This is a genomic window from Pseudomonas sp. EggHat1 (assembly GCF_014892995.1).
Taxonomy (GTDB): Bacteria; Pseudomonadota; Gammaproteobacteria; order Pseudomonadales; family Pseudomonadaceae; genus Aquipseudomonas; species Aquipseudomonas chaetocerotis.
The window spans coordinates 53,295-77,522 of sequence record NZ_JACKQK010000015.1 but is presented as its reverse complement, the minus strand read 5'-3'; the positions used below and the strand labels follow the sequence as shown (position 1 = coordinate 77,522).

The window sequence follows — 24,228 nt, the reverse complement described above, 5'->3', positions numbered from 1 at the left end:
AGGCACCCATGCGTCGCGTCTATACAACTGCCCTTGCAACACTCGCTCTGCTTGGCGCCGTCGATGCCCAGGCCAACTACACCAAGACCCGATATCCGATCGTGCTGGTACACGGCGTGACCGGATTCAATACCATCGGCGGGCTGGTCAATTACTTCCATACCATTCCCTGGAACCTCGAGCGCGATGGCGCCCGGGTGCATGTCGCCAGTGTCGCTGCCTTCAATGACAGCGAGCAGCGCGGCGCCGAGCTGGCCCGGCAGATCGTGCCCTGGGCTACAGCCGGTGGTGGCAAGGTCAACCTGATCGGCCACAGTCAGGGCTCGCCGACATCACGCGTGGCGGCTTCGCTGCGACCGGATCTGGTGGCCTCGGTGACCTCGATCAATGGTGTCAACAAGGGCTCCAAGGTCGCTGACGTGGTACGCGGCGTGCTACCGCCAGGCAGTGGTATCGAAGGCGGCGCCAATGCCATCGCCAACGCCCTTGGTGCGGTGATCAATCTGTTGTCCGGGTCGAGCAACCCGCAAAACGGCATCAACGCGCTGGGCACCCTGACCACCGCAGGCACCAATGCGCTGAACAGTCGCCACCCGTGGGGCGTCAACACCAGCAGCTACTGCGCCAAGTCCAGCGAGGTGCACAGCGTGCGCGGGCACAGCATCCGCTATTACTCCTGGACCGGTAATGCCGCCTATACCAACGTGCTCGACGCGGCCGACCCCTTCCTGGCCTTCACTGGCCTGGTGTTCGGCAGCGAGAAGAACGACGGTCTGGTAGGCGTCTGCTCCACCTACCTGGGTCAGGTGATCGGCGACAGCTACAACATGAATCACGTCGATGCGATCAACCACCTGTTCGGCATTCGTGGCTGGACTGAGCCGGTATCGCTGTATCGCCAGCATGCCAATCGCCTGAAGAACAAGGGCGTCTGATCCTGATGAGCGCGGCGGGGCAACTCGCCGCAGTGAGGTCGCATGTCCAGATTCTTCGGTCTTTCCCTGGTTGCCGTGGTGCTGATTGGTGGCTTTACCCTGTACTGGCGTTGGCCGGCAGCAGTGCCTGAAGTACAGCCTGCTGCCACTGTCGCCGTGCCGTCGCGGCAGTCGTCGATCGAGCAGGCTTCGACTTCCCCCGCCAAGGCGCCCGCCGAGGCGCAGCCGCCAATAGTCGCGAATTTGCCCAGCCTGGCCGGTACCGAGGTCGATGGCCAGCTGCGTACCGACGCGGCCGGCAATCTGCTGCTGGATCTGGTGGTTCGCGATTACTTCGATTACTTCCTCAGCGCGGTCGATCATTCCGGGCTCGATGCGGTGATCGAGGCGCTGCTGGCCGATGCCGGCCGGCGTCTGCCGGAACCGGCGCTTGGGCAGATGATCAGCCTGCTGGGTGATTACCTGGACTACAAGCGCGCCAGCATGGCGCTGATGCAGCAGCCGCTGGATGCTCGGCAGCAGGTCGAACCGCAGGCTCAGCTGCAGGCCCTGCAGTCGGCTTTCGCGCGTTTGGAGGAGCTGCGCCGCGCACATTTTTCTGCCACTGCGCAGGAAGCGCTGTTCGGCGCCGAACAGGCCTATGCCCGTTACACCCTCGATAGCTTGGCAGTGCAGCAGCGTGATGACCTCGGCGAGGCGCAGCGCACGCAGATGCTCGAACAGTTGCGTGAGCGTCTGCCCGATGCACTGCGAGCAAGCGAGCAACGCCAGCAGCTGGCCCTGGAGCAACTGCAGCGCAGCGAGCAACTCTGGCGTGATGGTGCGGACGAGCAACAGATGCGCGAGTTCCTGGCGATGACCTATGATCCGGACACCGTGCAGCGCCTGCTCGATGAGCAGCGTCGCGAGCGCGACTGGCAGCAGCATTACCAGGCCTATCGCAATGAGTTGGCCAGCCTGCAAGGTCGGGGGCTGAGCGAGGCAGATGGCGAGCAAATGCAGCGGCAGCTGCGCGAGCGGCTGTTCAGCAGTGAAGACCGACACCGTGTGGAAACCTATGACGCCATTGCCGCGAAGCAGCCGGAGCCGCTCGACCCCTGACGGATGCCCCCCATGAGCGAGCGCCTGCTGTTGGCCCAGCAGCGCCGAGGCTATCGCTCGCTGCGTTTCGTCGCCGAGCTGGAGGCGGGGTTTGCCGAGCATCGGGTGCAGCGCATTCGTCGACGTCTGCCCCTGATCGCGCCTACCGCCGCCTTGTTTCAGCTCATCTATGCGCTGCTGGATTTTCTGCTGATGCCGCTGACGGTCAGTCTTTCGGTGTTACCGTTGCGCCTGCTGGCGCTGGCCGCGGTGGTGCTGTCCTTTTTCTACTGTCGACGCCGCGATGTGCCGCCTGCCAGGGTGCCGTTGGCCTACGCCGCAGCCTACTGGGTCAACGGTTTCAGCGTCGCGCTGATCGTGCACCTGTGCTGGCAGCAGGGCGTGGCGATGCCCTACGACGGCCTGTTCCTCATCCTGCTGTTCGGTTACGCCCTGCTGGGGCTGTCGTTTCGGGCTATCAGCCTGTGCAGCTGGAGCTTCTGCCTGCTCTTCATCGGTATGGGCGTGCTGTTCGGTGAAACCGGCGGCGAGCTGGCCTACCAGGGCCTGTTTCTGTTCTGCGCCAACCTGATCGGCAGCGTGGGTGCCTACATGCAGGAGCACGGGCAGCGCGGTGCCTGGCTGAACCTGCGCCTGCTCGACCTGGCGCGCCAGCGCGCCGAAGCCGATGACGCACGCAAGCTGCGCCTGCTGGCGGCTGCCAGTCACGACCTGCGTCAGCCGCTCAACGCCATGGGGTTGTACGCTGAACACCTGGTGGAGCAGGGCGGTGACCAGCAGACTCGGCGCATCAGCGCGCGCCTGGCCGCTTCGGTAGAGCAGCTGGGGCGTCTGTTGCAATCGTTGCTCGACTACACCCGCCTGACCTTGCCCGGTGGCGTGCAGGCCAGGCCACATGCGTTCGCCCTGCGCCCATTGCTCGAGCGGTTGATTGCCGAAGTGGCCCCGGAGGCGCAGCAACAGGGGCTGCAACTTGAGCTGCACTGTGACGAGTGCGGGGTGTCCAGCGATCCACTGCTGCTGGAGCGACTGCTGCGAAATCTGCTGAACAATGCGCTGCTACACGCACAGGCGCGGCACCTGAAGCTGAGTGCGCGGCGTGATGGCGACGAGATCGTGCTGGAGGTGGCGGACGATGGCTGCGGTCTCAGCGAGGCGGAGCAGGCGCTGGTGTTCGAGGAGTTTCGTCAGTTGGACAATCCCGGACGCAATGCCGAACGCGGCCTGGGGCTCGGTCTGGCCATCGTGCGGCAGCTGGCTGAGGTGCTGGAGCATCCCCTGCGGCTGCATTCCCGACCTGACGCCGGTGCGCGTTTCGTCCTGCGCCTGCCATTGGCCGAGGTACCGGCGCCGGCGCCACGTGTCGATGCTGCGCTGGCATTGCGTGGGCGCGTGCTGTTGCTCGAAGACGACGCCACCGGGCGCGAAGCAATGGCCGGCTTGCTGCGTCGCTGGGGTTGCCAGGTGCAGGCCTGCGCCGATCTGGCCGCTGCGCTGCAGGCGCTGCGTCAGGAGGTGCCGCAGTTGCTGATCAGCGACTATCGATTGGCCGAGCAGGGCGACGGGCTGCAGGCCATCGAGCGACTGCGCGAGGCGGCAGGGCAGATGTTGCCGGCGTTGTTGATCACGGCTGATCTGAGCCCGGAACTGCATGAACGCTGTCTGCCGGCGCACGTCATTCCCCTGGGCAAGCCCTTGTTGCCGGCGCGTTTGCGTCAGGTGCTGGCCACTCAGTTGCAAGTACGCCAGGCACTCAACTGATCACAGCCAGCCGCGCTGACGGGCGGCGCTGACGCAGGCGGTGCGGGTATGCACGGCGAAGGTTTCGAACAGTGCCTTGAGGTGAGTTTTCACCGTGTCTTCGGCCAGGCCCAGCTCGCGGCTGATGGCCTTGTTCGGCAAGCCTTCTGCCAATAACTGGAGAATCTCCAGCTGCCTCGGTGTCAGCGGTGAGGCGCTGCTTGGCGCCGGCAGGGTTTCACCCAGCAAGACGCGGGTCACCGCCTGGCGCAGGGCGTTGCCATCGGAGCTCTTGGGGATGAAGCCGAGTGCGCCAGCGGCCAGCGCCGCTTGTGCCTCCAGCGCGGAATCACTGGCGCTGAGAATCGCCACCGGCGTGCTCTCACCGCGCGCCAGCCAGCGCTGCAGCAGCTCGATGCCAGGTTCGTCAGGCAGGCGCAGGTCGAGCAGGATAAGGTCGTAGCCATGCTGGCGTAGACACTGTTCTGCTTCTGCAGCGCTGTGCGCGGTGTGGATCTGCAGGTTCTGGCTCAGTGGCGACAAGGCCAGGGAAAGGCCGTCGAGGAAGATGCGGTGGTCGTCGACCAGCAGCAGGCGAAGATTGTCGGGCAGGGTAGTGCAGAGGGCAGTCATGACGTTCTCACGCGGCTTTTATTGTTGTTCTGCCGCGTGAGTTTAGCCAATGCCGCTTCTCGATTAGAAGCGGTAGCTGAGTGAAGCCCCCAGGCCGTGAGCGCTGTTCTTGTAGCGCGCACGGTAGGTGCCACGGGTAGCGCTGACGTGGTTCACGTCCACCGACTCTTCCTGCAGGTAGGAGTAGGCCACGTCGATGGTCATGTCCTGGTTGGGGCTCCAGCCAGCGCCGACGCTGAAGATGGTGCGGTCACCGGAGGGCACGCGCGGCGAGCGATCGACGTTGTTGGTCGGCGATTGGTCGATGGCGATACCGGTGCGCAGCGTCCACTGCGGGCTGACCTTGTACGACAGGCCGACCGCATGGGCCCAGGTGTCGTGCCAGTTCTGCTCTTCGACGATGGTGGAGAGGTTGGCCGGCAGCGTCGCGGAGTCGTTCTCCACGCGGATTTCCTTGAAGCGGCTCCAGCGCGTCCAGGTGCTGCCGACATACAGCGTCAGCGCATCGCTCAGATCGTGAGTGATGGACATGTCCACCGACTCGGGCGTGGTCAGGTCCAGATTGGCGTCGTACTTGCCTGCGATGCCGGCCAGCGGCGACGCTTCGACACGGGTGTCGCCCTCCAGCTCGTACTTGACGCGCGAGTGGTAGGTCAGGCCGGCGCGGGTCTGTGGGGTGAACTCGTAGAGCACGCCGGCGTTGAAGCCGACCGCCACGTCATCACCCTTGACCTTCACCTTGCCATCGCCGAGCGGCGTGAACAGCGAGGAGGTCAGTTCCCCTTCGATGTGATTGAAGGTCGGGCCGAAACCCACCGACAGCTTGTCGTTGAAGCGATAGCTCAGGGTCGGCTGCACGGTGATCACCCGCACATAGCTCTTGTCGGCGTAGTAGCGGCCCTGAAAGCTGCTCTCGTAGTCGGTCATCAGGCCAAAGGGCACGTAGACACCGATACCGAAGGCGACCTTCTCGTCCAGTGGTTTGACGTAGTAGCCCATGGGTACGCCAGTGGTCGGCACCATATCGCCGTCGTTGCCGCCGCTGATCGAGCCGGCCGGAGAGCGGGCACTGACTCGGTCGATATCGCTCTTGGCATGAATCGCCGCTGCCCCTGCATACACTTCTTCGCGCTTGAGGCGCGCCATGCCGGCGGGGTTGCCGAACACGGTGCTGGCGTCGTCGGCGGATGATGAGCGCCCGGCGAAGGAGGTGCCCATGCCGGAAATGCTCTGTTCGTTGAGGGCGAAGCCGCTGGCGAAGCCATGGCTCGAGGTGGCGGTGATGGCGATGGCAAGACCGGTCTTGAGAAGACGTTTGCTCACGGGGAAGCTCCTGTGGTGAGGCGAGGGGGCGCACGCTACAGTTTTTCCTGACCCCTGCCAAGACGCTGAAGTTCCCGAAATAGAGCGGATTGTCGGACAATTGTTTTGATAATGCGTGGATTTTCCACGCTGATTTTTCTGACGATTCGGTCAGGCTACCTGGCTGACGGGCTCGACGCAGCGTTGCCAGGCATCGAGAAAGTCATCCTGACGAGCCTGTGGCTGAAAAACCTTGCACCAGATTCGGCCCAGGGCCAGCAGGTCGTCGGCGGCTGGCAACTCGAGTTTCTCGCTTTCGACCAGTAGCCAGGCAATGGCCGTGGCATAGCGCAGGTTGACCGTCAGTTCCACGTGTGGCGCTTCAAGAAAGGCGTGCTGGCTGGCGAGACCGCGCACACGGCTGGCAAGCTGCGGATCGAATGCCAGATGCTGGTCCCAGAGTATCTGGTGGCGCTGTTCGCTGATGCGATACAGGCCGTGACCTTGCGGGGTATCCAGCGCGCTGCCCAGTGCCGACTGACAGGCCGCAGCCCCCAGCAGCAGTGCTTCGGCCGTGGCGCTATGGCGTTCGAGATAGAGCAGGGTAGGGCGGATTACATGTTGGCTGAGATCGCAGGCGGCAATTCCCATGGCATCCTCGCAGAGGGTACCGGTGGGGCCGGGCGCATGGCAGCTTTTCTAGTGGTTTTTCGATAAAGGCCCCACCGGGAGCAGGGTTAGCCGCTCATTTTCAAGTCTAGTGCGATATTTCAGCCGTAAAGGACTGTTTTTAAATTGATTCCAGATCTGAGTTATTGGGCATATTTCGATTAGTGCTTAGAAACCACCGGTCAGTCGCCAGTGGCAATCGGCCGTGCCGGATCGGTGATCCACTCGCTCCAGGAACCGGCGTAGAGCGGTGCCAGCGGGTAACCAGCGAGGCTCATGGCGAACAGGTTGTGGCAGGCCGTGACACCGGAGCCGCAGTAAGCCACCAGATTTTCCACTGGGCGCCCGCCGCGCAGATCGTCGAAGCGCTCGCGCAGTGCCTCTGCCGGAAGGAAGCGGCCATCGGAACCCAGGTTGTCGGTGAATGCCGCGCACTGTGCGCCGGGAATGTGTCCGGCGATCGGGTCGAGCGGCTCGACCTCGCCACGAAAGCGCGGCAGTGCCCGCGCGTCGATCAGTGTCAGGTCCGGGTTGCCCAAACGCTGGGCCAGTTGATCGGCAGTCAGCAGCAGGCTGTTGTCGGGGTGCGCGGAGAAGTCGCCGGTAGCGTTGTTCGGTGGCGCCATGGTCAGTTCCTGGTCGGCTTCACGCCAGGCTTTCAGGCCGCCATCGAGCAGGTACAGGCCGTCGCGTTTGCCCAGCCACAGCAGCAACCACCAGGCGCGTGCGGCGAAGGCGCCAGGACCATCGTCGTACAGCACCACCTGGCTGTCCGCCCGCAGGCCGCAGCTGCGCAGGCGCTCGACCAGGGCGCTCGGGTCGGGCAGCGGATGACGACCGGTGACGCCCTTGACCACAGGCGCGGACAAGTCCTGTTCGAGATCGAGGAAATGCGCACCGGGGATATGTCCATCCAGGTAGCTGCGACGGCCATATGTCGGGTCTTCGAGGGCGAAGCGGCAGTCCAGGATCAGCAGGTTTTCCTGTCCCAGGCGTTGTTGAAGGTGTTCCGTGCTGATCAGTTGCGCGAGTGGCATAGTGCCTCCTGTTTCGTAGCCGGGTTTGCCGCATCATACCGCCTGGCCTGCTATTCGATACTCCACCACCAAAGCGCCTTTTCAGCTCATTCGGCAGGGCTGTGGCGTCAGCGGTGCAAAGGCAATGGTCGATATTCGTGCGTTTGTGGCCATTATTTGGTGCGCCATGTAAATCGGGTGAATTCCGCCATAGAGGTCTTTCCAATCTTGGCATGTGGGCTGATGCACTAAAAAGTTTCATCAAGGCGACATTTTGATCTGTTTTGGTGCCTTGCTGCCTGCTAGAGTGCCGGCCACTTTATTTGCGTGGTGTCGAGGTGCCGCATGTCGTTGTCCGTCGATTCTTTCCTGGCGCGCCTGAAACAGCGCGACCCCGATCAGCCGGAGTTCCACCAGGCGGTGGAGGAGGTGGTGCGCAGCTTGTGGCCCTTCCTCGAAGCCAATGCGCGTTATCGCGAGGCTGGCATTCTCGAGCGGATGGTCGAGCCGGAGCGCGCCATCCTGTTTCGCGTGCCATGGGTCGATGACCGTGGCCAGGTGCAGGTCAACCGCGGCTACCGCATCCAGATGAGCAGCGCCATCGGCCCATACAAGGGCGGTCTGCGCTTCCACCCCTCGGTGAACCTGGGCGTGCTCAAGTTTCTCGCCTTCGAGCAGGTATTCAAGAATTCGCTGACCTCGCTGCCTATGGGCGGTGGCAAGGGCGGTGCGGACTTCGACCCCAAGGGCAAGAGCGAAGGCGAGGTGATGCGCTTCTGCCAGTCTTTCATGACCGAACTGTATCGCCATATCGGCGCCGATCTGGACGTGCCGGCCGGTGATATCGGCGTTGGCGGTCGCGAGATCGGTTACCTGTTCGGCCAGTACAAGCGGCTGTCCAACCAGTTCACTTCGGTGCTGACCGGTAAGGGCCTGAGCTACGGCGGCAGCCTGATTCGCCCGGAAGCCACTGGCTATGGCTGCGTGTACTTCGCACAGGAGATGCTCAAGCGTATCGACCAGGGCTTCGAGGACAAGCGCGTGGCCATTTCCGGCTCCGGCAACGTCGCCCAATACGCCGCGCAGAAGGTTATTGAGCTGGGCGGTCGGGTGATCTCGATGTCCGACTCCGAAGGCACGCTGTATGCCGAGGGTGGTCTCAGCGACGAGCAATGGCAGTACCTGATGGAGCTGAAGAACGTGCGTCGCGGTCGTTTGCGCGAGATGGCCGAGCATTATGGCCTGCAGTTTCTCGCTGGGCAGCGCCCCTGGGGGCTGGCGTGCGATATCGCGTTGCCCTGCGCGACGCAGAACGAGCTGGACGGTCAGGACGCTCGCACACTGCTGAAAAATGGCTGCATCTGCGTGGCCGAAGGTGCCAACATGCCGTCGACTCTGGAGGCGGTGGACCTGTTTGTCGAGGCCGGCATCTGCTACGCACCAGGCAAGGCCTCCAACGCCGGTGGCGTCGCCACCAGCGGCCTGGAAATGAGCCAGAACGCCATGCGCCTGCACTGGAGCGCCGGCGAGGTGGACGAGCGTCTGCACGGCATCATGCAGAACATCCACCATGCCTGCGTGCACCACGGTGAAGAGAACGGCCGCATCAATTACGTCAAAGGCGCCAACATCGCCGGCTTCGTCAAGGTTGCCGATGCCATGCTGGCGCAAGGCGTGGTCTGATACGAGGCTCAAACTCTGACCTTGTAACGAGTTTGAAAAAGCATCGCTGTGGCCACGAAGCCCCGTGTGAGAACACGGGGCTTCGTCGTTTCTGGCGGGGCTGTGTTGCTCGAGCGATTCAGGCTCAGGCATGCTGCGTGCCCTCACGCTCGCTACACAGGCCTTCGCCCTGCATGAAACGTTTTGTCTTGCTCGACACCGCTCCGATCCCGGGTACGAATGGTGCGTTGAACCTCTTCGAATACGGCGAAGATTTCGTCATCAAGATCGCTGGCGGCGATGGCGGGCAACTGATGAATACTCGTATGCACGGCTCGGAAGATGCCCTGGCTGCGATTCCCTGCAAGCAGATTGCCGGCCGTCCGCAGGTGCGGGTCTTGATCGGTGGTCTGGGTATGGGCTTCACCTTGGCCTCGGCGCTGCAGCATCTGGGTGCGGATGCCGAGGTGGCGGTGGCCGAGCTGGTGCCCGGGGTGGTCGAGTGGAACCGTGGCCCGCTGGGGGCGAAGTCCGGGTATCCGTTGAATGACCCGCGTGCGTTGATCATCCAGGAGGACGTCGCCAAGGTATTGCAGGCCGCCGAGCAGTGCTACGACGCGATCATGCTGGACGTCGACAACGGTCCCGAAGGGCTGACCCAGAAGGGTAATGACTGGCTGTACAGCATGGACGGCCTGCGTCAGTGCGCCAAGGCGCTAAGGCCCAAGGGCATGCTGGCAGTGTGGTCGTCCAGCGCCGACCGGGCATTCTCGGAGAAGGTGCGCAAGGCCGGTTTCAAGGGCGAGGCGGTGCAGGTGTATGCCCATGGCAATCGGGGCACGCGGCACACCATCTGGATTGCCCAGAAGGTCTGAGCCCGCAGCCTTTCGATTTGGCGCACCACCGCGAATGACCGCTTCGCCTTTTTACTGTTATTCGCAGGTGGAATCTCGTCGAAAGATCGTGGGCAGACTCTCAGTGAATCTGCAGTTTGCCGATACGGTCGTTGTCCAGGCTGCCGAAGTACAGGTAGTCGCCTACCGGTTTCACCGAGGTCACCATGCGCAGGTGAGTTCCGCTGGTGTCATGCAGGCTGCGGATGATCTCGCCATTTTCGTTGAGGGCGATGGCAAAGCCGTAAGGGATTGCCTTAGGCCACAACGCGCGCGGCAGCTTGGCCAGTTGCGCCTTGAGCCAGGGGTGACGATGGAGGAAGTCGGCGTCGGCCTTGCGAGGTGTTGGCAGCGCGACCCAGAAGGTGCCGTTGCGGTCGCCCTGCAGGTTGTCCGGCAGGCCGGGCAGGTTGTCGATGAAGATGTCGTGCTGGCCGGCCTTGTCGCCCTTGAGCCAGTAGCGGGTGATGCGGTAGCGATAGGTCTCGTTGACCAGCACGAAGTCCTCGTTCGCTGACAGCGCTACGCCGTTGGCGAAATACAGGTCTTTGAGCAACACACGGGTCTCGCCGCTGGCTGGGTTGTAGCTGAGCAGGCGCCCATGAGGGCGGGCCTCGAGCAGGTCGAGCAGGTAGTCTGGTTGTTCGAAGCGTGACGAGGCGTCGCTGAAGTAGATGGTGCCGTCGCTGGCGATGTCCAGGTCGTCGGTGAAGGCGAAGCGCAAGCCCTCTGCCTCGGTGCTCAGTACCTTGATCGCGCCTTGCGGGTCGATGCTCAGCAGGCCCTTGTAGGCGTCGGCGACGATCAGGTTGCCACTGGCGTCGAAGTTCATGCCCAGCGGGCGGCCGCCGGTGTCGGCGAAGGTTTCCAGGCTGTCATCTTGCAGCACACGAACGATGCGGCCGTCATGCAGGCCGGCGTATACCCGGCCCTGGCCATCGACGGCGGTGTCTTCCGGGCCATGCACCTGGCCACGCGCCAACAGTTCGGCCTTCATCAGGGTGTCGTTGGGCTCCAGTGCGCCCGTCATCGCCGGGGCGGGAGCGGCATCCCAGGGCAGCGGATCGATCGGGCTGGGGGTGAGGGCCAGGTAGCTGGCCGCTGCGGCCAGCAGCATGACGATCAGGGCAAGCAGTTTCTTCAGCAYTATTGTTCTTCCGGGTCGGAGGTGGTGCGCGGCACAGATTACACAGTTCCCGTGATCGGTGGCAGGTCGCTGCCCCGTGCCATGGCGTGGGCATATATACTGCGCGGCATTCTAGACGGGAGAGCCGCGTGGCTAACGACATTCACTGGATTCTCGACGACGCCAGCCTGGCCGAGCATTGCGCTGCCTGGCAGGCGCTGCCCTTCGTCGCGCTGGACACCGAGTTCATGCGCGTCGACACCTTCTATCCCATCGCCGGGTTGCTGCAGGTCAGCAGTGGCGATGGCGCCTATCTGATCGACCCCTTGCGCATCGGCGACTGGCGGCCATTCGCTGCGCTGCTCGAAGCGCCGAGCGTGGTCAAGGTGCTGCACTCGTGCAGTGAGGACCTGGAGGTCTTTCTCCGCCTGACCGGCAGCCTGCCGGCACCGCTGTTCGATACGCAACTGGCGGCTGGTTACCTCAATCTCGGCTTCTCCATGGGCTACTCGCGTCTCGTGCAGGCCTTGCTCGATATCGAATTGCCCAAGGGCGAAACCCGCTCCGACTGGTTGCAGCGGCCGCTGTCTGAACTGCAGGTGCGCTACGCCGCCGAGGACGTGCTGCATCTCGTCGAGGTATACCACGCCCTGATGACTCGCCTGGCGCCGCAGAAGGTCGAGTGGATTCTGGCGGACGGTGCCGAGTTGGTCGCCAATCTCGGGCGTGAAGTCGCGCCGGAAGACGCCTGGCGCGATGCCAAGCTGGCCTGGAAACTCTCGCGTCAGCAGCAGGCTGTGCTGCGCGCGCTGTGCGCCTGGCGTGAGCGCGAGGCGCGCGCGCGCAACCAGCCACGCAATCGCGTTTTGCGTGAGCATTCGTTGTGGCCGCTGGCACGTACCCAGCCAGATAACCTGGTTGCGCTGGCGCGTATCGAGGATATGCACCCGAAAACCGTGCGTCAGGATGGAGAGACGCTGCTGCAGCTGATTCGTGAGGCGGCCGCATTGCCGCCCGAGCAATGGCCCGAAGCCTTGCCCGAGCCGCTGCCAATCGAAGCCTCGGCCTTGCTGAAGAAGCTGCGTGCCGTTGGCCAGCGCGAGGGCGAGCGCCTGGATATCGTGCCCGAGCTGATGTTGCGCAAGAAGACCCTGGAAGCCCTGCTGAAAAGCGGTTATCCCAATGGTCCTTATCAATTGCCCGACTCCCTGCGTGGCTGGCGCCGGGAGTTGATGGGGCAGGCGCTGCTTGACTGCCTGGCCGCTGAAGGAGAATCCGCGTGAAACGCATCTGCTCCATCTATAAAAGCCCGCGCAAGAACGAGATGTATCTCTACGTGCTCAAGGCCGATGCCCTGAAGCGTGTGCCCGAGGGGCTGCTCGCCGTTTTCGGACCGCCTGCGCACGCCTTCGATCTGGTGCTCAGCCCGGAGCGGAAGTTGTCTCGGGAAGACATCGCCACCGTGCTGGAAAATCTCGACAAGCAGGGCTATCACCTGCAGATGCCGCCTCCCGAGGAGGAATACATTCAGCACCTGCCCGATGAACTGCTGCGCCGTAACGATCCGGTGTAACAGGCCCTTGAAAAACGTAGGCGAGGCAGGCAAGACACGGCAAAAAAAGCCGAAAAAGCGCAGTTTACATGCTGTAAATGAGCATTTTGAGGCTTTTTTTAACGCAGTATTGCCAACGCAGGTAGTTTTTCAACGGCCTGGTAAGTCATGCGCCTGCTGATCGCTGAGGAGGATCATGCGTTCTACGCCGAGCGCATTCGCAGCGCCTGCCCTGAACTGCAACTGGTCGCCGGCGCACAGCTGGAACAACTGCGTGCGCTAGCCGGCGACTGCGACCTGTGGCTGGGGCAGCCCGACCTGCTCGCGCCCTTGTTGCGCGACGGAGCGCGCCCGCAGTGGCTGCAGTCGACCTGGGCCGGTATCACGCCGCTGCTGGCGGAAGGACTGCCGCGTGATTACCGTCTGACCCGCGCCGTCGGCATCTTCGGTCAGGTGATGGCCGAATACGTGCTGGGGCATATGCTTGCGCATGAGCGGCGCCTGTTGGCCCGGCTGGCGGCGCAGGTCGAGCAGCGTTGGGATCACAGCTTGCCGCGCAGCCTGCGTGGGCGCCGGGTGCTGGTGGTAGGTTGCGGCGATATCGGTCAGGCCGTCGCCGATTTCCTCCAGCCCTTCGGCGTGGCGCTGCGTGGTGTCGCCAGCCAGGCGCGTGAGCAGGCGCCTTTTCTCGAAGTGGCGGCCATGGATCGACTGCCGCACCTGGTCGCCTGGGCCGATTACGTGGTCAACCTGCTGCCGGACACGCCGGCAACGCGCGATCTGTACGATGCCCGGCTGCTTGCCCATTTCCGCCCAGAAGCGGTGCTGATCAATGCCGGGCGCGGTGTCGCCGTGGTCGATGCCGATCTGGTGGCCGCGCTCGAGCGCAACCAGTTGGCCGGCGCGGTGATCGACGTCTGTCGCGAAGAGCCGCTGCCGCCCGGTCATGCATTCTGGACAGCGCCGCGTCTGCTGCTCACCGGCCACAGCTCGGCGCCCACCGATCCGGCGCTTATGAGTGAGCTTTTCATCGACAACCTGGTGCGCTGGCAAACGGGAGAGCCGTTACGGGGTGAAGTGGATTTCGCCCGCGGTTATTGAGGCACTTGGCGGGTTGCACCCGCCCTACGGGTGCAGATCTGCAGGGCGGGTGCAACCCGCCAGCGGCGATGACCGGCTCGTATGATCAATCCCTGATGGCGCCGTTCGGCATGCGCCGCTTGGCCGGGGCTGGGCCTCAAGCTAGACTGCCGCGCTTTTTTCGCCTGAGTACATACTGCTGCCATGGCTGCTGACCTCGAACCCTTCTGGAAACGCAAGACCCTCGCCCAACTCGATCAGGGCGAGTGGGAATCGCTGTGCGACGGTTGTGGCCTGTGCTGCTTGCAGAAGCTCGAGGACGAAGACGACGGCGCCGTCTACTACACGCGTATCGCCTGCAAATTGCTGGACCTACAGACCTGTCGCTGCAGCGATTACCCCAACCGGGTCAAACATGTGCCCGACTGCATTCAGCTTACCCCGGCGCAGGCCGATCAGTTCCAGTGGCTGCCGCCGACCTGTGCTTATCGCCTGGTCAGCGAAGGCAAGGACCTGCCGCATTGGCACCACCTGGTCAGCGGCGACCCTGACGCTGTGCACGCCGAACGCATCTCCCAGTCCGGACGCATGCTCAGTGAGAACAGCGTGGCCGAAGACGACTGGGAAGATCATCTGATTTTTCGCGCGGGTTGATTGCCGCGCTGCTTCGTGGCAAATCTGTCCCCCGTCCATGGAATTTGCCCTGTGGCGCAGCTGTCATAAGGTGCCACATCCCGCATCAGGAGTTTTGCTCGATGTCCCTTCGCTTGCCGTTGTACGCGTCTCTGCTGCTTCTGAGTCTGCCGGCCTTCGCCGCCACGCAGAAGGTCGATCTGGATTACCGTGTGCGCTTTCTGCCTGAGAGCAATCAGGCGGAAGTCAGCATCACCCTGGAGAAAGGCGAGCGGGTGCGCAGCCTCGACTTCAATCTTGGCGAAGACGAACGTTTCAGCGATTTCAAGGCTGACGGCCAGTGGTCGCAGGAGGCTGCCGGGCGCGGCAAATGGCAGCCGGGCGAGGGCAAGAGCGTACTGAGCTACCGCGTGCTGATCGACAGCGAACGCAAGCCTGGGCGTTACGACGCCAGGATGACCGACGACTGGGCACTGTTCAGGGGCGACGACCTGATTCCGGCGGCCAAGCTCGATCAGCAGGACAAGACCGAGCTGGTGGCGCGCCTGCAGTTCGATCTGCCCAAGGGCTGGAAGAGCGTCGAGACCGGCTGGCCGCGCATCGGCAAGAACCGCTTTCGCATCGACAACCCGCAGCGCAGGTTCGACCGCCCGACCGGCTGGATGCTGGCTGGCAAGCTGGGTACCCGCCGCACTCGTCTGGGCGATACCGAAGTTGCCATCTCCGCGCCAATCGGCGAGGGCATGCGGCGCATGGATATCATGACGTTCCTGACCTTCGTCTGGCCGCAGATGCAGCAGGTGTTCCCGCGTGATCCGGACAAACTGCTGATCGTCGGCGCTGGTGATCCGATGTGGCGTGGCGGCCTGTCGGCGGCCAATTCCTACTACATGCACGCCGACCGTCCATTGGTCAGCGAGAACGGCACCAGCTCGCTGGTACACGAACTGGTGCACGTATTCGGCCGCATCTATGGTCGCGAGCGCAGTGACTGGATCGCCGAAGGCCTGGCCGAGTACTACGCCATTGAATTGATGCGCCGCGCGGGCGGTATCAGCGAAGACCGCTATCAGAAGATCCGCGAGCAGCTGATTCGCTGGAGCAAACCGGTCAACAGCCTGCGTACCGACAATGCCAGCGGCGCTGTCACTGCGCGTGCGGTGCTGCTGTTGCAGGAGCTGGACCGGGAAATCCGGCAGAAGACCAAGGACAAGGGCAACTTGTCGCTGGACGACGTCACCCGTGGGCTGATGCGTCTGGACAAGGTCAGCACCCAGGACTTCATCGATATCACCGAGAACGTCATCGGTGGTCCTTCGAATACGTTGGATACGCGGCTGCTGCGATGAGTGTTACCGCTTCGCTCCCTGTCTGCTGGTTCGAGTCAGAACAAGGGGCCGGAGCGAGTATTGTTACCTTTGGCCAGGCGGTCGTAGAGCACCACGTTGACCGTCGCGGCCAGGTTCATGCAGCCCTGAGTAGGGATGTACACGACTTCAGCGCCACACCAGTCGAGAATCTCCTGCTGCAGTGAGCCGTCCTCTGGGCCGAAGATGTACAGCGCCCGGTCGGGATGGGTATAGGCGGGCAGGGCGCGTGCATCATCGACCAGTTCCACCGCCACTGGGGTGCAACCCAGCGGCAGGATCTTGCGCAAATCGTCGATGTTGATCAGCGGGATATCCTGATGAACCTTCTTGGTGTCGGTGATGAAATCCTTGGCGCGGTCGTAGCGGGTGCCGGTGTAGAACACCGAGCTGACGTCATAGCAGCCCGCCGCACGCATGATGGAGCCGACGTTTTCCGGTGATTTCGGGTTGAACAGGCCGATGCAGGCGTATCGTTTGTTGGCCACGGTGGCACTCGCAAAAGCGCCGATTATACGGTGCTGACCAGCGCGCCCTAGTCCTTTTTCAACAGGCTGGCCAGATCGCCAAAGGCCTTGTAGGTCGATTTGGCAGCCTGAGGGCTGGCGGTGGAGCCTTCGGCGAAATACTGCTGGTCGGTGTAGCGCGAGTGTTCGTTGTCATGACAGAACAGGCACAGCAGCTCCCAGTTGGAACCATCGGCCGGGTTGTTGTGGTGGTTGTGATCGCGGTGATGCACGGTCAGTTCGCTCAGGCGCTTGCCAGAGAACTCGCGGGCGCAGCGGCCGCAGACATGGGGGTACATTTTCAGCGCTTTCTGCCGGTAGCCCTCTTCGGCCTGGGCGGACAGGTAGTAGCGGTTGTTATTGGTGCTCATGACAGAACCTGTTATCGGGAGGTGAACGCTTGACTGGATATGTTGCCAGAATAGAACGAAAGCCAGCTGCACAGGAGATATGTCATGCGCTTGCCTATGTTCGCCGTGATGATTCTGGCCTCCAGCCTTGGCGGCTTGGCCTGGGCTCAGGAACCGATGCGCATGCCGTCCGCGCCTGGGGCAGGTGCGCCGGGCACTGCGACGCCACAGCCTTACGGCCAGCCTTCCACGCCCACTACGATCAAGCGCCAGGGATCGGCGCCCCTCTTACCGCCGCCCCAGGGACAAACGCCCCCAGGGATTGCGCCGAAATCCACTGGCGATCAATCGATTCCGCAGCTCGATGAGCAACTGCGCCGCAATAGCCAGAGGCTGGACGGGCAGCGCAAGGCGGAGTGATCGGCGTAGGAGCGGCTTCAGTCACGATGCCCTGGGGAATCGCGGCTGAAGCGGAATGCCGCCCAACCGCTCCTACGGGTGTGCTATCCCGAGCACACGGAACAGGAAGGCGTACTCCAGTGCCACATCCTTGATGCCCTGATAACGCCCACTCATGCCGCCATGACCAGCGCCGAGATCGGTCTTGAGCAACAGCAGGTTGGCGTCGGTCTTGTCGCGGCGCAGTCTGGCCACCCATTTGGCCGCTTCCCAGTACTGCACGCGGCTGTCGTTGTAGCCTGCGACGGCGAGGATGGGTGGGTAGGCCTGGGCGCGCACGTTCTCGTAGGGCGCGTATGCCTTGATGCGCTCGAATACCTCGGGCTGGTTCGGGTCACCCCATTCGTCGTACTCGGTCACGGTCAGCGGCAGGTCCGGGTTGAGCATGGTGTTGAGCACATCGACGAAAGGCACTTCGGCAATGGCAGCAGCGAACAGCTCGGGGCGCTGGTTGAGCACGGCGCCGATCAGCAGGCCGCCGGCGCTGCCGCCGCTGATCGCCAGTTGCGCGGTGGTGGTCAGACCTTCGGCGATCAGGCGCTCGGCGCTGGCGATGAAGTCGTCGAAGCTGTTCTGTTTGTACTCGAGCTTGCCAGCGCGGTACCAGGCTTCACCCATCTCGCCGCCGCCGCGTATGTGCGCGATGGCGAAGACGAAGCCGCGATCCAGCAGGCTAAGGCGGGCGTGGGAGAACCAGGGGTCGAGGCTCGCACCGTAGGCGCCGTAACCATAGAGGTAGAGCGGCGCCGGTTTGCCTGCGGCGAATACCTCGCGGCGCGCCACCAGGCTGATCGGTATCTGCGTGCCGTCAGTCGCAGTGGCCCAGAGGCGGCGGCTTTCGTAGGCGTCGGCATCGAACGGGCCTTCCACCGGTGTCTGCTTGAGGACCTGCTGAGCGCCCGTGACCAGTTCCAGTTGGCGCACTTGCGCGGGGCGGTTCAGCGCTTCGTAGCGCAGGCGGATCACCGGGCTGTGAAACTCCAGGCTGTCCTGCACGTAGAGGCTGTAGGCCGCATCCGGCAGTTGCACGCGATAGGGCGCCTGACCCTGCGGCTGCACCTCCAGAATCGGCAGGCCGCCTTCGCGCAGGGCAAGGGTGAGCGCGCGCTGGTTCAGCGTGGCGCCCTCGAGCATCACCTGCGGGTCGTGGGCGCGAATCTGCTGCCAGTGCGGGCGTTGCGGTTGCGCCTCATTGGCGCGATAGAGCGCGAAGTTGATGCCGCTCTGGTTGCTGCGGATCAGCCAGCACCACTGCCCGTCCAGCATGCCGTGATCGACATCGTATTCGTGGTCTTCCTCACGCGGTGCCAGGCAGCTGAAGTCGCCCTGCGGCTGCTGCGCGTCGAGCACCCAGACCTCGCTGGTGGTCTTGCTGCCCAGTTGCAGGATCAACTGGCGCTCGGAGCTTGAACGGTAGCAATGCAGGAAGAAGCGGCCATCTGCTTCTTCGAATACGACTTGGGCTGCAGCGTCGCCAAGGCGGTGACGGTAGAGCCTGTAGGGGCGGTGGGTGTCGTCCAGTTCGGTGAAGAACAGCGTCTGGCTGTCGCCCGCCCAGGTCATGCTGCCGTCGCAGTCGTCGAAGGGCAGTTCGCTGATCTGGCCGCTGTCCAGTTCCTTGACGAACAGGCGGTATATTTCGTCGCCGCTGCTGTCGAGGCTGTAGGCCAGGCGCTGCTGGTCAGGGCTGATGCTGAACGCACCGACGGAAAGAAAGCCGTCGCCGGCCAACTCGTTGGGGTCGAGCAGCAACGTTTCGCTGGCCGCGTCGACGTCCAGCGAGCCATCGGCAGGGCGGCGGCAACGGTAGTGCCGCGGATATTCGTCCCCGGCGGTGGTGCGCTGGTAGTAGAGGTAGTCACCCCAGGGTGTCGGCAGTGACAGATCCGTCTCGCGAATGCGCCCCTTGATCTCCTCGAACAGCTGCTCGCGCAGGGCCTGTTGCGGCTCCAGCACGGTATCCAGGTAAGCGTTTTCTGCCTGCAGATGCGCCAGCACCTCGTCGCTGTCACGGTTTTCCAGCCAGTGATAGGGATCGTTGCCGGCTTCCTGGCGGGCGATGGGGGCAGAGGACATGGCGTAGCTCCAGAGAACGAGAGGGCGACGGCAGGGGCGCCGCGCTGGGCAAAAGCCGCTATCATAAGCGCCCCTTTGCCAGACCTGCCACGCCGGCGCCTGCTTATGATGACTGAAAACGACTACCTCCTGGCCTGGGCGGCCTACGGGATTGCCGCCCTGGGTTGCCTGTTGGTGTGGATGCGCCTGACCAGCTGGATGTGGCGCTACCTGCGCGAGCCGCTGGCCGTGCTGATTGCCGTGCTGCTGTTCAGCCCGACCATCGTCGACCCGGTACGCGAGCTGTTCGCGCCCGCTCTCGCGGTCACCGCCATGGATGTATTGCTCAAGGTAGGCAACAACGCCTGGCGCGCGGTCGCTGATCTGGCACTCTACAGCTTGATCGCGCTTGCCGTGTATCTGGTGTTCGTCGCTGTTCGCTGGCCCATCGAACGTTGGTGGAAAGGGCGCAAGAGCGAACAGGTATCCGAGCCTGACGAAGACCCGCGCACCCTGCGCGAACGCATGGAAGAGGACGACGACCTGCCTATTCGCGACTACGAGCGCGATCGCTCTGGCCGCATGGAACCGCGTATTTGATCTGACCCCTTGCGCCTGCCGGCCCAGGCGTTCAGCATGATGGCCTTGTGCAAGGGAGGCCCGATGGATTGCGTGTTCTGTGCCATTGCCGAGCGACGGCTACCCGCTCATCGTCTGTATGAAGACGAAGACTTCATTGTGCTGCTGGACATCTTCCCGATGCGTCCGGCCCATGTGCTGATCGTCAGTCGTCTGCATGCACCGTATCTACGTGATCTGCCGCCAGCGGTTCGTGAGCGTCTGCTGGCCTTGTCCGCGCGTGTGACCGCTGCACTGCGTGAGGCGGGTTACGGCAAGAACGGCATCAACCTGCTGATCAATGATGGTCCTGATTCCAATCAGCACGTTCCCCATCTTCATTTACACCTGATTCCGCGGCGGCCGGGTGACCTGCCAGCGTTGCTCTGGCGACTGCTGGTGCGTTTTCTGCCAATGGGTCGCAAGCGACTCGACGCGCGTCTGCAGGACGAAGCCGATCGTTTGCGTCTGATCCTCGGCAAGGAGAATTGATTCGATGTGCGAATTGCTCGGCATGAGCGCCAATGTACCCACCGATATCGTGTTCAGCTTTACCGGGCTGATGCAGCGTGGCGGCCGCACCGGGCCGCACCGCGATGGTTGGGGTATCGGTTTTTACGAGGGGCGGGGTTTGCGTCTGTTTCAGGACCCGCGGGCGAGCAGCGAATCCGAGGTGGCGCAGCTGGTGCAGCGCTACCCGATCAAGAGCGAGGTGGTGATCGGCCATATCCGCCAGGCCAATGTCGGCAAGGTCAGCCTGGTCAATACCCACCCCTTCAGCCGCGAGTTGTGGGGGCGTAACTGGTGTTTCGCGCACAACGGCCAACTGGCTGGCCTGGAAGGCTCCACCACCTTCTACCGACCCGTCGGCGAAACCGACAGCGAGGCGGCGTTCTGCGATCTGCTCAACCGTGTGCGTCGCGCCTTTCCCGAGCCGGTATCGGTGGAAATGCTTTTGCCGGTGCTGGTGGCGGCCTGTGCCAGCTACCGCAAGCTCGGCGTGTTCAACTGCCTGCTCAGCGATGGCGACTGGTTGTTCAGCTTCTGTTCGACCAAGCTCGCGCATATCACCCGCCGCGCGCCGTTCGGCCCTGCGCAACTCAAGGACGCTGACCTGAAGGTGAATTTCCAGTCGCAAACCACGCCCAACGACGTGGTGACGGTGATCGCCACCGAACCTTTGACCGACAACGAACAATGGTCGCTGTACCAGCCGGGCGAATGGCGCCTGTGGCGTCGTGGCGAATGCATCACTGACGGCAAGGCCTGATCCCATGCTTAGAAGTTACCTGCGTCTGACGCTGTTCGCTTTTGGCCTGTTGCTCGGCGTGCAGGTACCGGGCTTCGTCGATGACTATGCCAAGCGGGTCGAGGCTCATCGCCTGGAGTCGCAGCAGAGTCTCAAAGGCTTCCAGGAAACTGCGCGCAATTTCTTCAAGGGCGATATGGATGCGCTGGTCGCACACTATCGCGTCAGCGACGACCCGGTGATGCGCAGCGATGCCAATAGCCTGGCGCATCTGGTGCAGCGCTCAGCCTTGCTCGAACGCGAATGGCAGGCCATGCAGGGCCCCTGGTACGCCCAGGCCTGGCACCTGGCGACCGGCGCGGATCATCAGCTGTTCGAGGAAACTCTGCAGGCATACCGTTATCAGGTGCTGTTTACCCCGGATGCGATTCTCTGGGGCGTGATCAGCGCGCTGCTGCTGGCCTGGCTGGCGGAGGTGCTGGTGGTGCTGTGCGGCTGGATGTTCGGCGCAGGGCAGACCAGGCGTGCGCAGCAGCGCCACTGGCGCTGAATACCCGGGCAAAACACCGGTGATTGGTGAGTACGGCGCTCAGTAACCGAGTGCCAACTCCGGACCCAGGTAGGCATTGACCTGGAGGATATCGTCCTCGCCGAGCAGACCGACCGCTGCGGCCAGTTGCAGGCGTGCGAGCAGATAGCGAAGTTTGGCTTCGAGCAGATCACGACGGGCGATGAACACCTGTTCTTCGGCGTTGAGTATGTCGACATTGGTACTGGAGCCTGCGAGAAACCCCTTGCGCGCCGAATCCTGCGCCCGCTCGCTGGAAATGACGGCCTGCTGCAGGGCGCGAATGCGCGCCTGGCCGCTCTGCACGCCACGGAACTCACGGGTTGTGGCGGAGAATACCTCCTCGCGGCTGGCATTGACTTCTTCCCCGGCCTGTTCACGGCTCGCGGTGGCCTGGCGCACCCGTGCACTGACTCCGCCGCCGGAGTAAAGCGGCATGGTGAATTCCAGGCCGATGGAGCTGTAGCGGTTGGTCTGGTTGATGGTGGAGAGCGAATCGCTCTCGCTGTCGGTATAGCCCAGTACCAGATCAAGCGTGGGCCAGTGGGCGCTGCTGGCGCGTTTGACCTCCTCTTCGGCGAGGCCGTGATTGAGCTGTCGCGCGCGCAGCGAGGGATTGTTCAATTGCGCCTTTTGTAGCCAGTCCTGCAGGTTGTCCGGTTGCAGCGGCGGGGTTGGAAAGTCCGCGTGCAGGGTGGAGAGCTGATCCAGGTTGTTGCCGAGCAACTCCTGCAGCAGGCGCAGGGCAACTACCAGATTGTCTTCGGCTTCAATCACACCGGCCTGCGCCAGGTCACGTCGGGCGGTGGCCTGGTCGACGTCGGTGATGGTGCCGTCGCCCAGGTCGAAGCGGCGCTTGGCAGCCGCTACCTGCTGCTCGAAAGCCTTGAGCTTGGCGCGCGAAAGGTCGATGGTCTCGCGCGTCAGCAACACATCGAAGTAGCGACTGGCCAGGCGTACGGCAACGCTCTGCGTCTTGGCATCGAACACCGCTTCGCTATAGCTGGCGCGTTGTTTGCCCTGGCGGTACTCGACCATTTTCTGGCGGTTATACAGCGGCTGACGCAATTGCACGCTGAGGCTTTCCGAGTCGTAGTCCAGATCGTTCTCGATGCGCCGGCCAAGTGCATTCTGTTGCTCCTGGGTGCCGTCGACCTGGCTTTTGCTGGCCCTGGCCGTGACCTGCGGCAGTAGCCCGGCTCTGCCGATGGCGGGGTTTTCCAGACCGGCTGCACGTTCGTGGACGGCCGCACGATAGGTCGGGCCCTGCAGCTGCAGCAATTCCCAGGCCTGCACCAGGTCCATGGAGTGGGCGGGCAGGCTGACCAGGCAGCAGAGGCCTGACAGGATCTGGCGTACGAGCATGTCATTGCTCCTTGAAGGCCCCGTCGATACGGTCGAGCATGGGCTTCATCAGATAGCTCATGAGGTTGCGTTCACCGGTCTTGATCGTCACGGTGGCTGGCATGCCAGGGCGAATGCGATTGCTGCCCAGCTTGTCCATGCCTTCGGCGGTGACCTCGATCTCGGCCAGGTAGTAGGGCTGCTTGTTGGTCTCGTCGATAAGGCGATCGGCGGAAATCGTCAGAACGCGACCAGGAATGTTCGGCGTCTGCGCGTGGTTGAATGCGGGGAAGGCGATGTCCACCGGCAGTCCAGGTTGCATCTTGTCGATGGCCTGCACCGGCACCATGGCATCCACCTGCAGCGGCTCATTGGCCGGCACCACGTCCATGATCCGCGAGCCGGCCTGGATCACCCCGCCTATGGTGGAGGCGGACAACCCCAGCACCACACCGTCGATGGGCGAGCGGATCACCGTGTTGGTGACTTCATAGTCCAGTGCTCGCAGGCGGTCGGCGAGGGCGGCGGCCTCTTTCTGCATATCGCTGAGCTGCGATTGCACTTCCTGCTGGTAATTCTGTTCAAGCTGGAGGATGCGCAGTTTGAGTTCGGAGATCTGGTTGCGCGTACGCCCTGTGTCGGCGATGTTCTGCGCCAGCGAGGCGCTCAGTTCGGCGGCGTTGCGTTCCAGTTCGAGCATGCGGTTGCGCGTCACATAGCCTTCCGCCGCGAGGCTGCGCACGCCGTCGAGCTCCTGGTTGAGCAGCCTGATCTGCGCGCTGCGCGAGTACTGGACCTGGCGCAGGCCCTTGAGCTGTTCCTCGGCGCCGAGGATGTTCTCGCGGAGAATCTCGGCTTCGCCGGTCAATGCCGTACGGCGGGTAGTGAACAGGCGCTGCTGCAGGGCGACGGAGGCATGCAGGCGTGGGTCGTCGGCGAACCGGCTGAGCAACTCAGGGTCGAACTCGACCTGTGCTGCGCCGTCGCGCTCGGCCTGCAGGCGACTTTTTACTGTGCTGACCACTATGTACTGCGCGCGGACCATGCCCTGCTCGGCGATGGCGCGGGTGGCGTCCAGTTCGATCAGCGGCTGGTTGCGTTGCACCAGATCACCCTCGCGCACCAGGATGGCGCCGACCGAGCCGCCGGTCAGGTGCTGGATGGTCTTGCGGTTGTCGGTGACGTTGACCGTGGCATTGGCCACCACCCCGGCATCCAGTGGCGCGAGAATGGCCCAGAGAATGAATCCGCCGAAGCCGGCGAGCACCAGCGACAAACCCCAGCGACTGGGTTTGCCATCGTCCATGTCAACTGTGCAGGGGCTATCCGTCAGTATCAGCCCCTTGCTTTCGAACTGCAGATCGGACATG

General features: G+C 63.2%; 25 protein-coding genes. 15 read left to right on the top strand and 10 right to left on the bottom strand.

The window, feature by feature from the left end; all coding sequences use genetic code 11:
• The first annotated feature begins 8 nt into the window (after positions 1 to 8).
• The 3 genes from INS93_RS20475 to INS93_RS20465 are packed head-to-tail and all read left to right on the top strand — an operon-like array spanning position 9 to position 3,797.
• Positions 9 to 935, top strand: coding sequence for an esterase/lipase family protein (locus tag INS93_RS20475; RefSeq protein WP_046492811.1), 927 nt, complete (start codon positions 9 to 11; stop codon positions 933 to 935).
• Between the two features lie 42 nt (positions 936 to 977).
• Positions 978 to 2,036, top strand: coding sequence for a lipase secretion chaperone (locus tag INS93_RS20470; RefSeq protein ID WP_192985284.1), 1,059 nt, complete (start codon positions 978 to 980; stop codon positions 2,034 to 2,036).
• Positions 2,037 to 2,048: 12 nt separating this feature from the next.
• Positions 2,049 to 3,797 (top strand): hybrid sensor histidine kinase/response regulator, encoded by a 1,749-nt coding sequence (locus INS93_RS20465; protein ID WP_192985282.1) that lies wholly within the window; start codon positions 2,049 to 2,051, stop codon positions 3,795 to 3,797.
• Here INS93_RS20465 and INS93_RS20460 read toward each other — a convergent pair whose 3' ends face one another.
• The 4 genes from INS93_RS20460 to INS93_RS20445 form a co-directional block, all read right to left on the bottom strand.
• Positions 3,798 to 4,409, bottom strand: coding sequence for a response regulator transcription factor (locus INS93_RS20460; RefSeq protein ID WP_160018335.1), 612 nt, complete (start codon positions 4,407 to 4,409; stop codon positions 3,798 to 3,800).
• 63 nt (positions 4,410 to 4,472) lie between these two features.
• Positions 4,473 to 5,732: an OmpP1/FadL family transporter gene (locus INS93_RS20455; protein ID WP_192985280.1), complete on the bottom strand. Its 1,260-nt coding sequence runs from the start codon at positions 5,730 to 5,732 to the stop codon at positions 4,473 to 4,475.
• Between the two features lie 150 nt (positions 5,733 to 5,882).
• Positions 5,883 to 6,362 (bottom strand): hypothetical protein, encoded by a 480-nt coding sequence (locus tag INS93_RS20450; protein ID WP_160018331.1) that lies wholly within the window; start codon positions 6,360 to 6,362, stop codon positions 5,883 to 5,885.
• A 200-nt stretch (positions 6,363 to 6,562) separates the two neighbouring features.
• On the bottom strand, positions 6,563 to 7,417 hold the full coding sequence (locus tag INS93_RS20445; RefSeq protein ID WP_192985278.1) for a sulfurtransferase: 855 nt from the start codon (positions 7,415 to 7,417) through the stop codon (positions 6,563 to 6,565).
• 324 nt (positions 7,418 to 7,741) lie between these two features.
• Between INS93_RS20445 and gdhA the strand changes: the two genes are divergently transcribed.
• Positions 7,742 to 9,079, top strand: coding sequence for an NADP-specific glutamate dehydrogenase (gene gdhA, locus INS93_RS20440; RefSeq protein ID WP_160018327.1), 1,338 nt, complete (start codon positions 7,742 to 7,744; stop codon positions 9,077 to 9,079).
• A 173-nt stretch (positions 9,080 to 9,252) separates the two neighbouring features.
• Complete coding sequence (locus INS93_RS20435; protein WP_192985276.1) at positions 9,253 to 9,933, top strand: spermidine synthase; 681 nt, start codon at positions 9,253 to 9,255, stop codon at positions 9,931 to 9,933.
• 100 nt (positions 9,934 to 10,033) lie between these two features.
• Here INS93_RS20435 and INS93_RS20430 read toward each other — a convergent pair whose 3' ends face one another.
• Positions 10,034 to 11,095: an SMP-30/gluconolactonase/LRE family protein gene (locus INS93_RS20430; RefSeq protein WP_192985350.1), complete on the bottom strand. Its 1,062-nt coding sequence runs from the start codon at positions 11,093 to 11,095 to the stop codon at positions 10,034 to 10,036.
• Between the two features lie 131 nt (positions 11,096 to 11,226).
• Between INS93_RS20430 and rnd the strand changes: the two genes are divergently transcribed.
• The 5 genes from rnd (at position 11,227) to INS93_RS20405 (ending at position 15,691) form a co-directional block, all read left to right on the top strand.
• On the top strand, positions 11,227 to 12,360 hold the full coding sequence (gene rnd / locus INS93_RS20425; protein ID WP_192985274.1) for a ribonuclease D: 1,134 nt from the start codon (positions 11,227 to 11,229) through the stop codon (positions 12,358 to 12,360).
• Complete coding sequence (locus INS93_RS20420; protein ID WP_003461676.1) at positions 12,357 to 12,650, top strand: YcgL domain-containing protein; 294 nt, start codon at positions 12,357 to 12,359, stop codon at positions 12,648 to 12,650. The genes rnd and INS93_RS20420 overlap by 4 nt, the downstream gene beginning before the upstream one ends.
• A 147-nt stretch (positions 12,651 to 12,797) precedes the next feature.
• Positions 12,798 to 13,730, top strand: coding sequence for a D-2-hydroxyacid dehydrogenase (locus tag INS93_RS20415; protein ID WP_192985272.1), 933 nt, complete (start codon positions 12,798 to 12,800; stop codon positions 13,728 to 13,730).
• Between the two features lie 183 nt (positions 13,731 to 13,913).
• Entirely contained in the window at positions 13,914 to 14,363 is a 450-nt protein-coding gene (locus INS93_RS20410; RefSeq protein ID WP_017677444.1) for a YcgN family cysteine cluster protein, read from the top strand.
• Positions 14,364 to 14,464: 101 nt separating this feature from the next.
• On the top strand, positions 14,465 to 15,691 hold the full coding sequence (locus INS93_RS20405) for a hypothetical protein (RefSeq protein WP_192985270.1): 1,227 nt from the start codon (positions 14,465 to 14,467) through the stop codon (positions 15,689 to 15,691).
• Positions 15,692 to 15,726: 35 nt separating this feature from the next.
• Here the strand turns inward: INS93_RS20405 and INS93_RS20400 are convergent, their stop codons facing one another.
• Both INS93_RS20400 and INS93_RS20395 read right to left on the bottom strand, forming a co-directional pair.
• Positions 15,727 to 16,197, bottom strand: coding sequence for an RNA methyltransferase (locus INS93_RS20400; protein ID WP_003461669.1), 471 nt, complete (start codon positions 16,195 to 16,197; stop codon positions 15,727 to 15,729).
• Between the two features lie 47 nt (positions 16,198 to 16,244).
• Entirely contained in the window at positions 16,245 to 16,586 is a 342-nt protein-coding gene (locus tag INS93_RS20395; RefSeq protein ID WP_003461667.1) for a YajD family HNH nuclease, read from the bottom strand.
• A gap of 84 nt (positions 16,587 to 16,670) precedes the next feature.
• Here INS93_RS20395 and INS93_RS20390 point away from each other — a divergent pair, with 84 nt between their 5' ends.
• Positions 16,671 to 16,985: a hypothetical protein gene (locus INS93_RS20390; protein ID WP_192985268.1), complete on the top strand. Its 315-nt coding sequence runs from the start codon at positions 16,671 to 16,673 to the stop codon at positions 16,983 to 16,985.
• A 72-nt stretch (positions 16,986 to 17,057) separates the two neighbouring features.
• On the opposite strand, the gene INS93_RS20385 is transcribed toward INS93_RS20390, so the two are convergent.
• Positions 17,058 to 19,100 (bottom strand): S9 family peptidase, encoded by a 2,043-nt coding sequence (locus tag INS93_RS20385; protein WP_192985266.1) that lies wholly within the window; start codon positions 19,098 to 19,100, stop codon positions 17,058 to 17,060.
• 105 nt (positions 19,101 to 19,205) lie between these two features.
• Here INS93_RS20385 and INS93_RS20380 point away from each other — a divergent pair, with 105 nt between their 5' ends.
• The 4 genes from INS93_RS20380 (at position 19,206) to INS93_RS20365 (ending at position 21,496) form a co-directional block, all read left to right on the top strand.
• A complete protein-coding gene (locus INS93_RS20380; protein WP_192985264.1) occupies positions 19,206 to 19,679 on the top strand; it encodes an MFS transporter in 474 nt (157 codons plus the stop codon).
• Between the two features lie 63 nt (positions 19,680 to 19,742).
• Positions 19,743 to 20,189: an HIT family protein gene (locus INS93_RS20375; RefSeq protein WP_192985262.1), complete on the top strand. Its 447-nt coding sequence runs from the start codon at positions 19,743 to 19,745 to the stop codon at positions 20,187 to 20,189.
• A gap of 4 nt (positions 20,190 to 20,193) precedes the next feature.
• Positions 20,194 to 20,967: a class II glutamine amidotransferase gene (locus tag INS93_RS20370; RefSeq protein WP_192985260.1), complete on the top strand. Its 774-nt coding sequence runs from the start codon at positions 20,194 to 20,196 to the stop codon at positions 20,965 to 20,967.
• A 4-nt stretch (positions 20,968 to 20,971) separates the two neighbouring features.
• Positions 20,972 to 21,496, top strand: a complete 525-nt coding sequence (locus tag INS93_RS20365; RefSeq protein WP_192985258.1) for a DUF2937 family protein — start codon at positions 20,972 to 20,974, stop codon at positions 21,494 to 21,496.
• 39 nt (positions 21,497 to 21,535) lie between these two features.
• On the opposite strand, the gene INS93_RS20360 is transcribed toward INS93_RS20365, so the two are convergent.
• Both INS93_RS20360 and INS93_RS20355 read right to left on the bottom strand, forming a co-directional pair.
• The gene (locus INS93_RS20360; RefSeq protein ID WP_192985256.1) at positions 21,536 to 22,879 is read right to left on the bottom strand and encodes a TolC family outer membrane protein; all 1,344 of its coding nucleotides are present in this window, start codon (positions 22,877 to 22,879) and stop codon (positions 21,536 to 21,538) included.
• 1 nt (position 22,880) lies between these two features.
• Entirely contained in the window at positions 22,881 to 24,227 is a 1,347-nt protein-coding gene (locus INS93_RS20355; RefSeq protein WP_160018296.1) for an HlyD family type I secretion periplasmic adaptor subunit, read from the bottom strand.
• Between the last annotated feature and the right edge of the window lies 1 nt (position 24,228).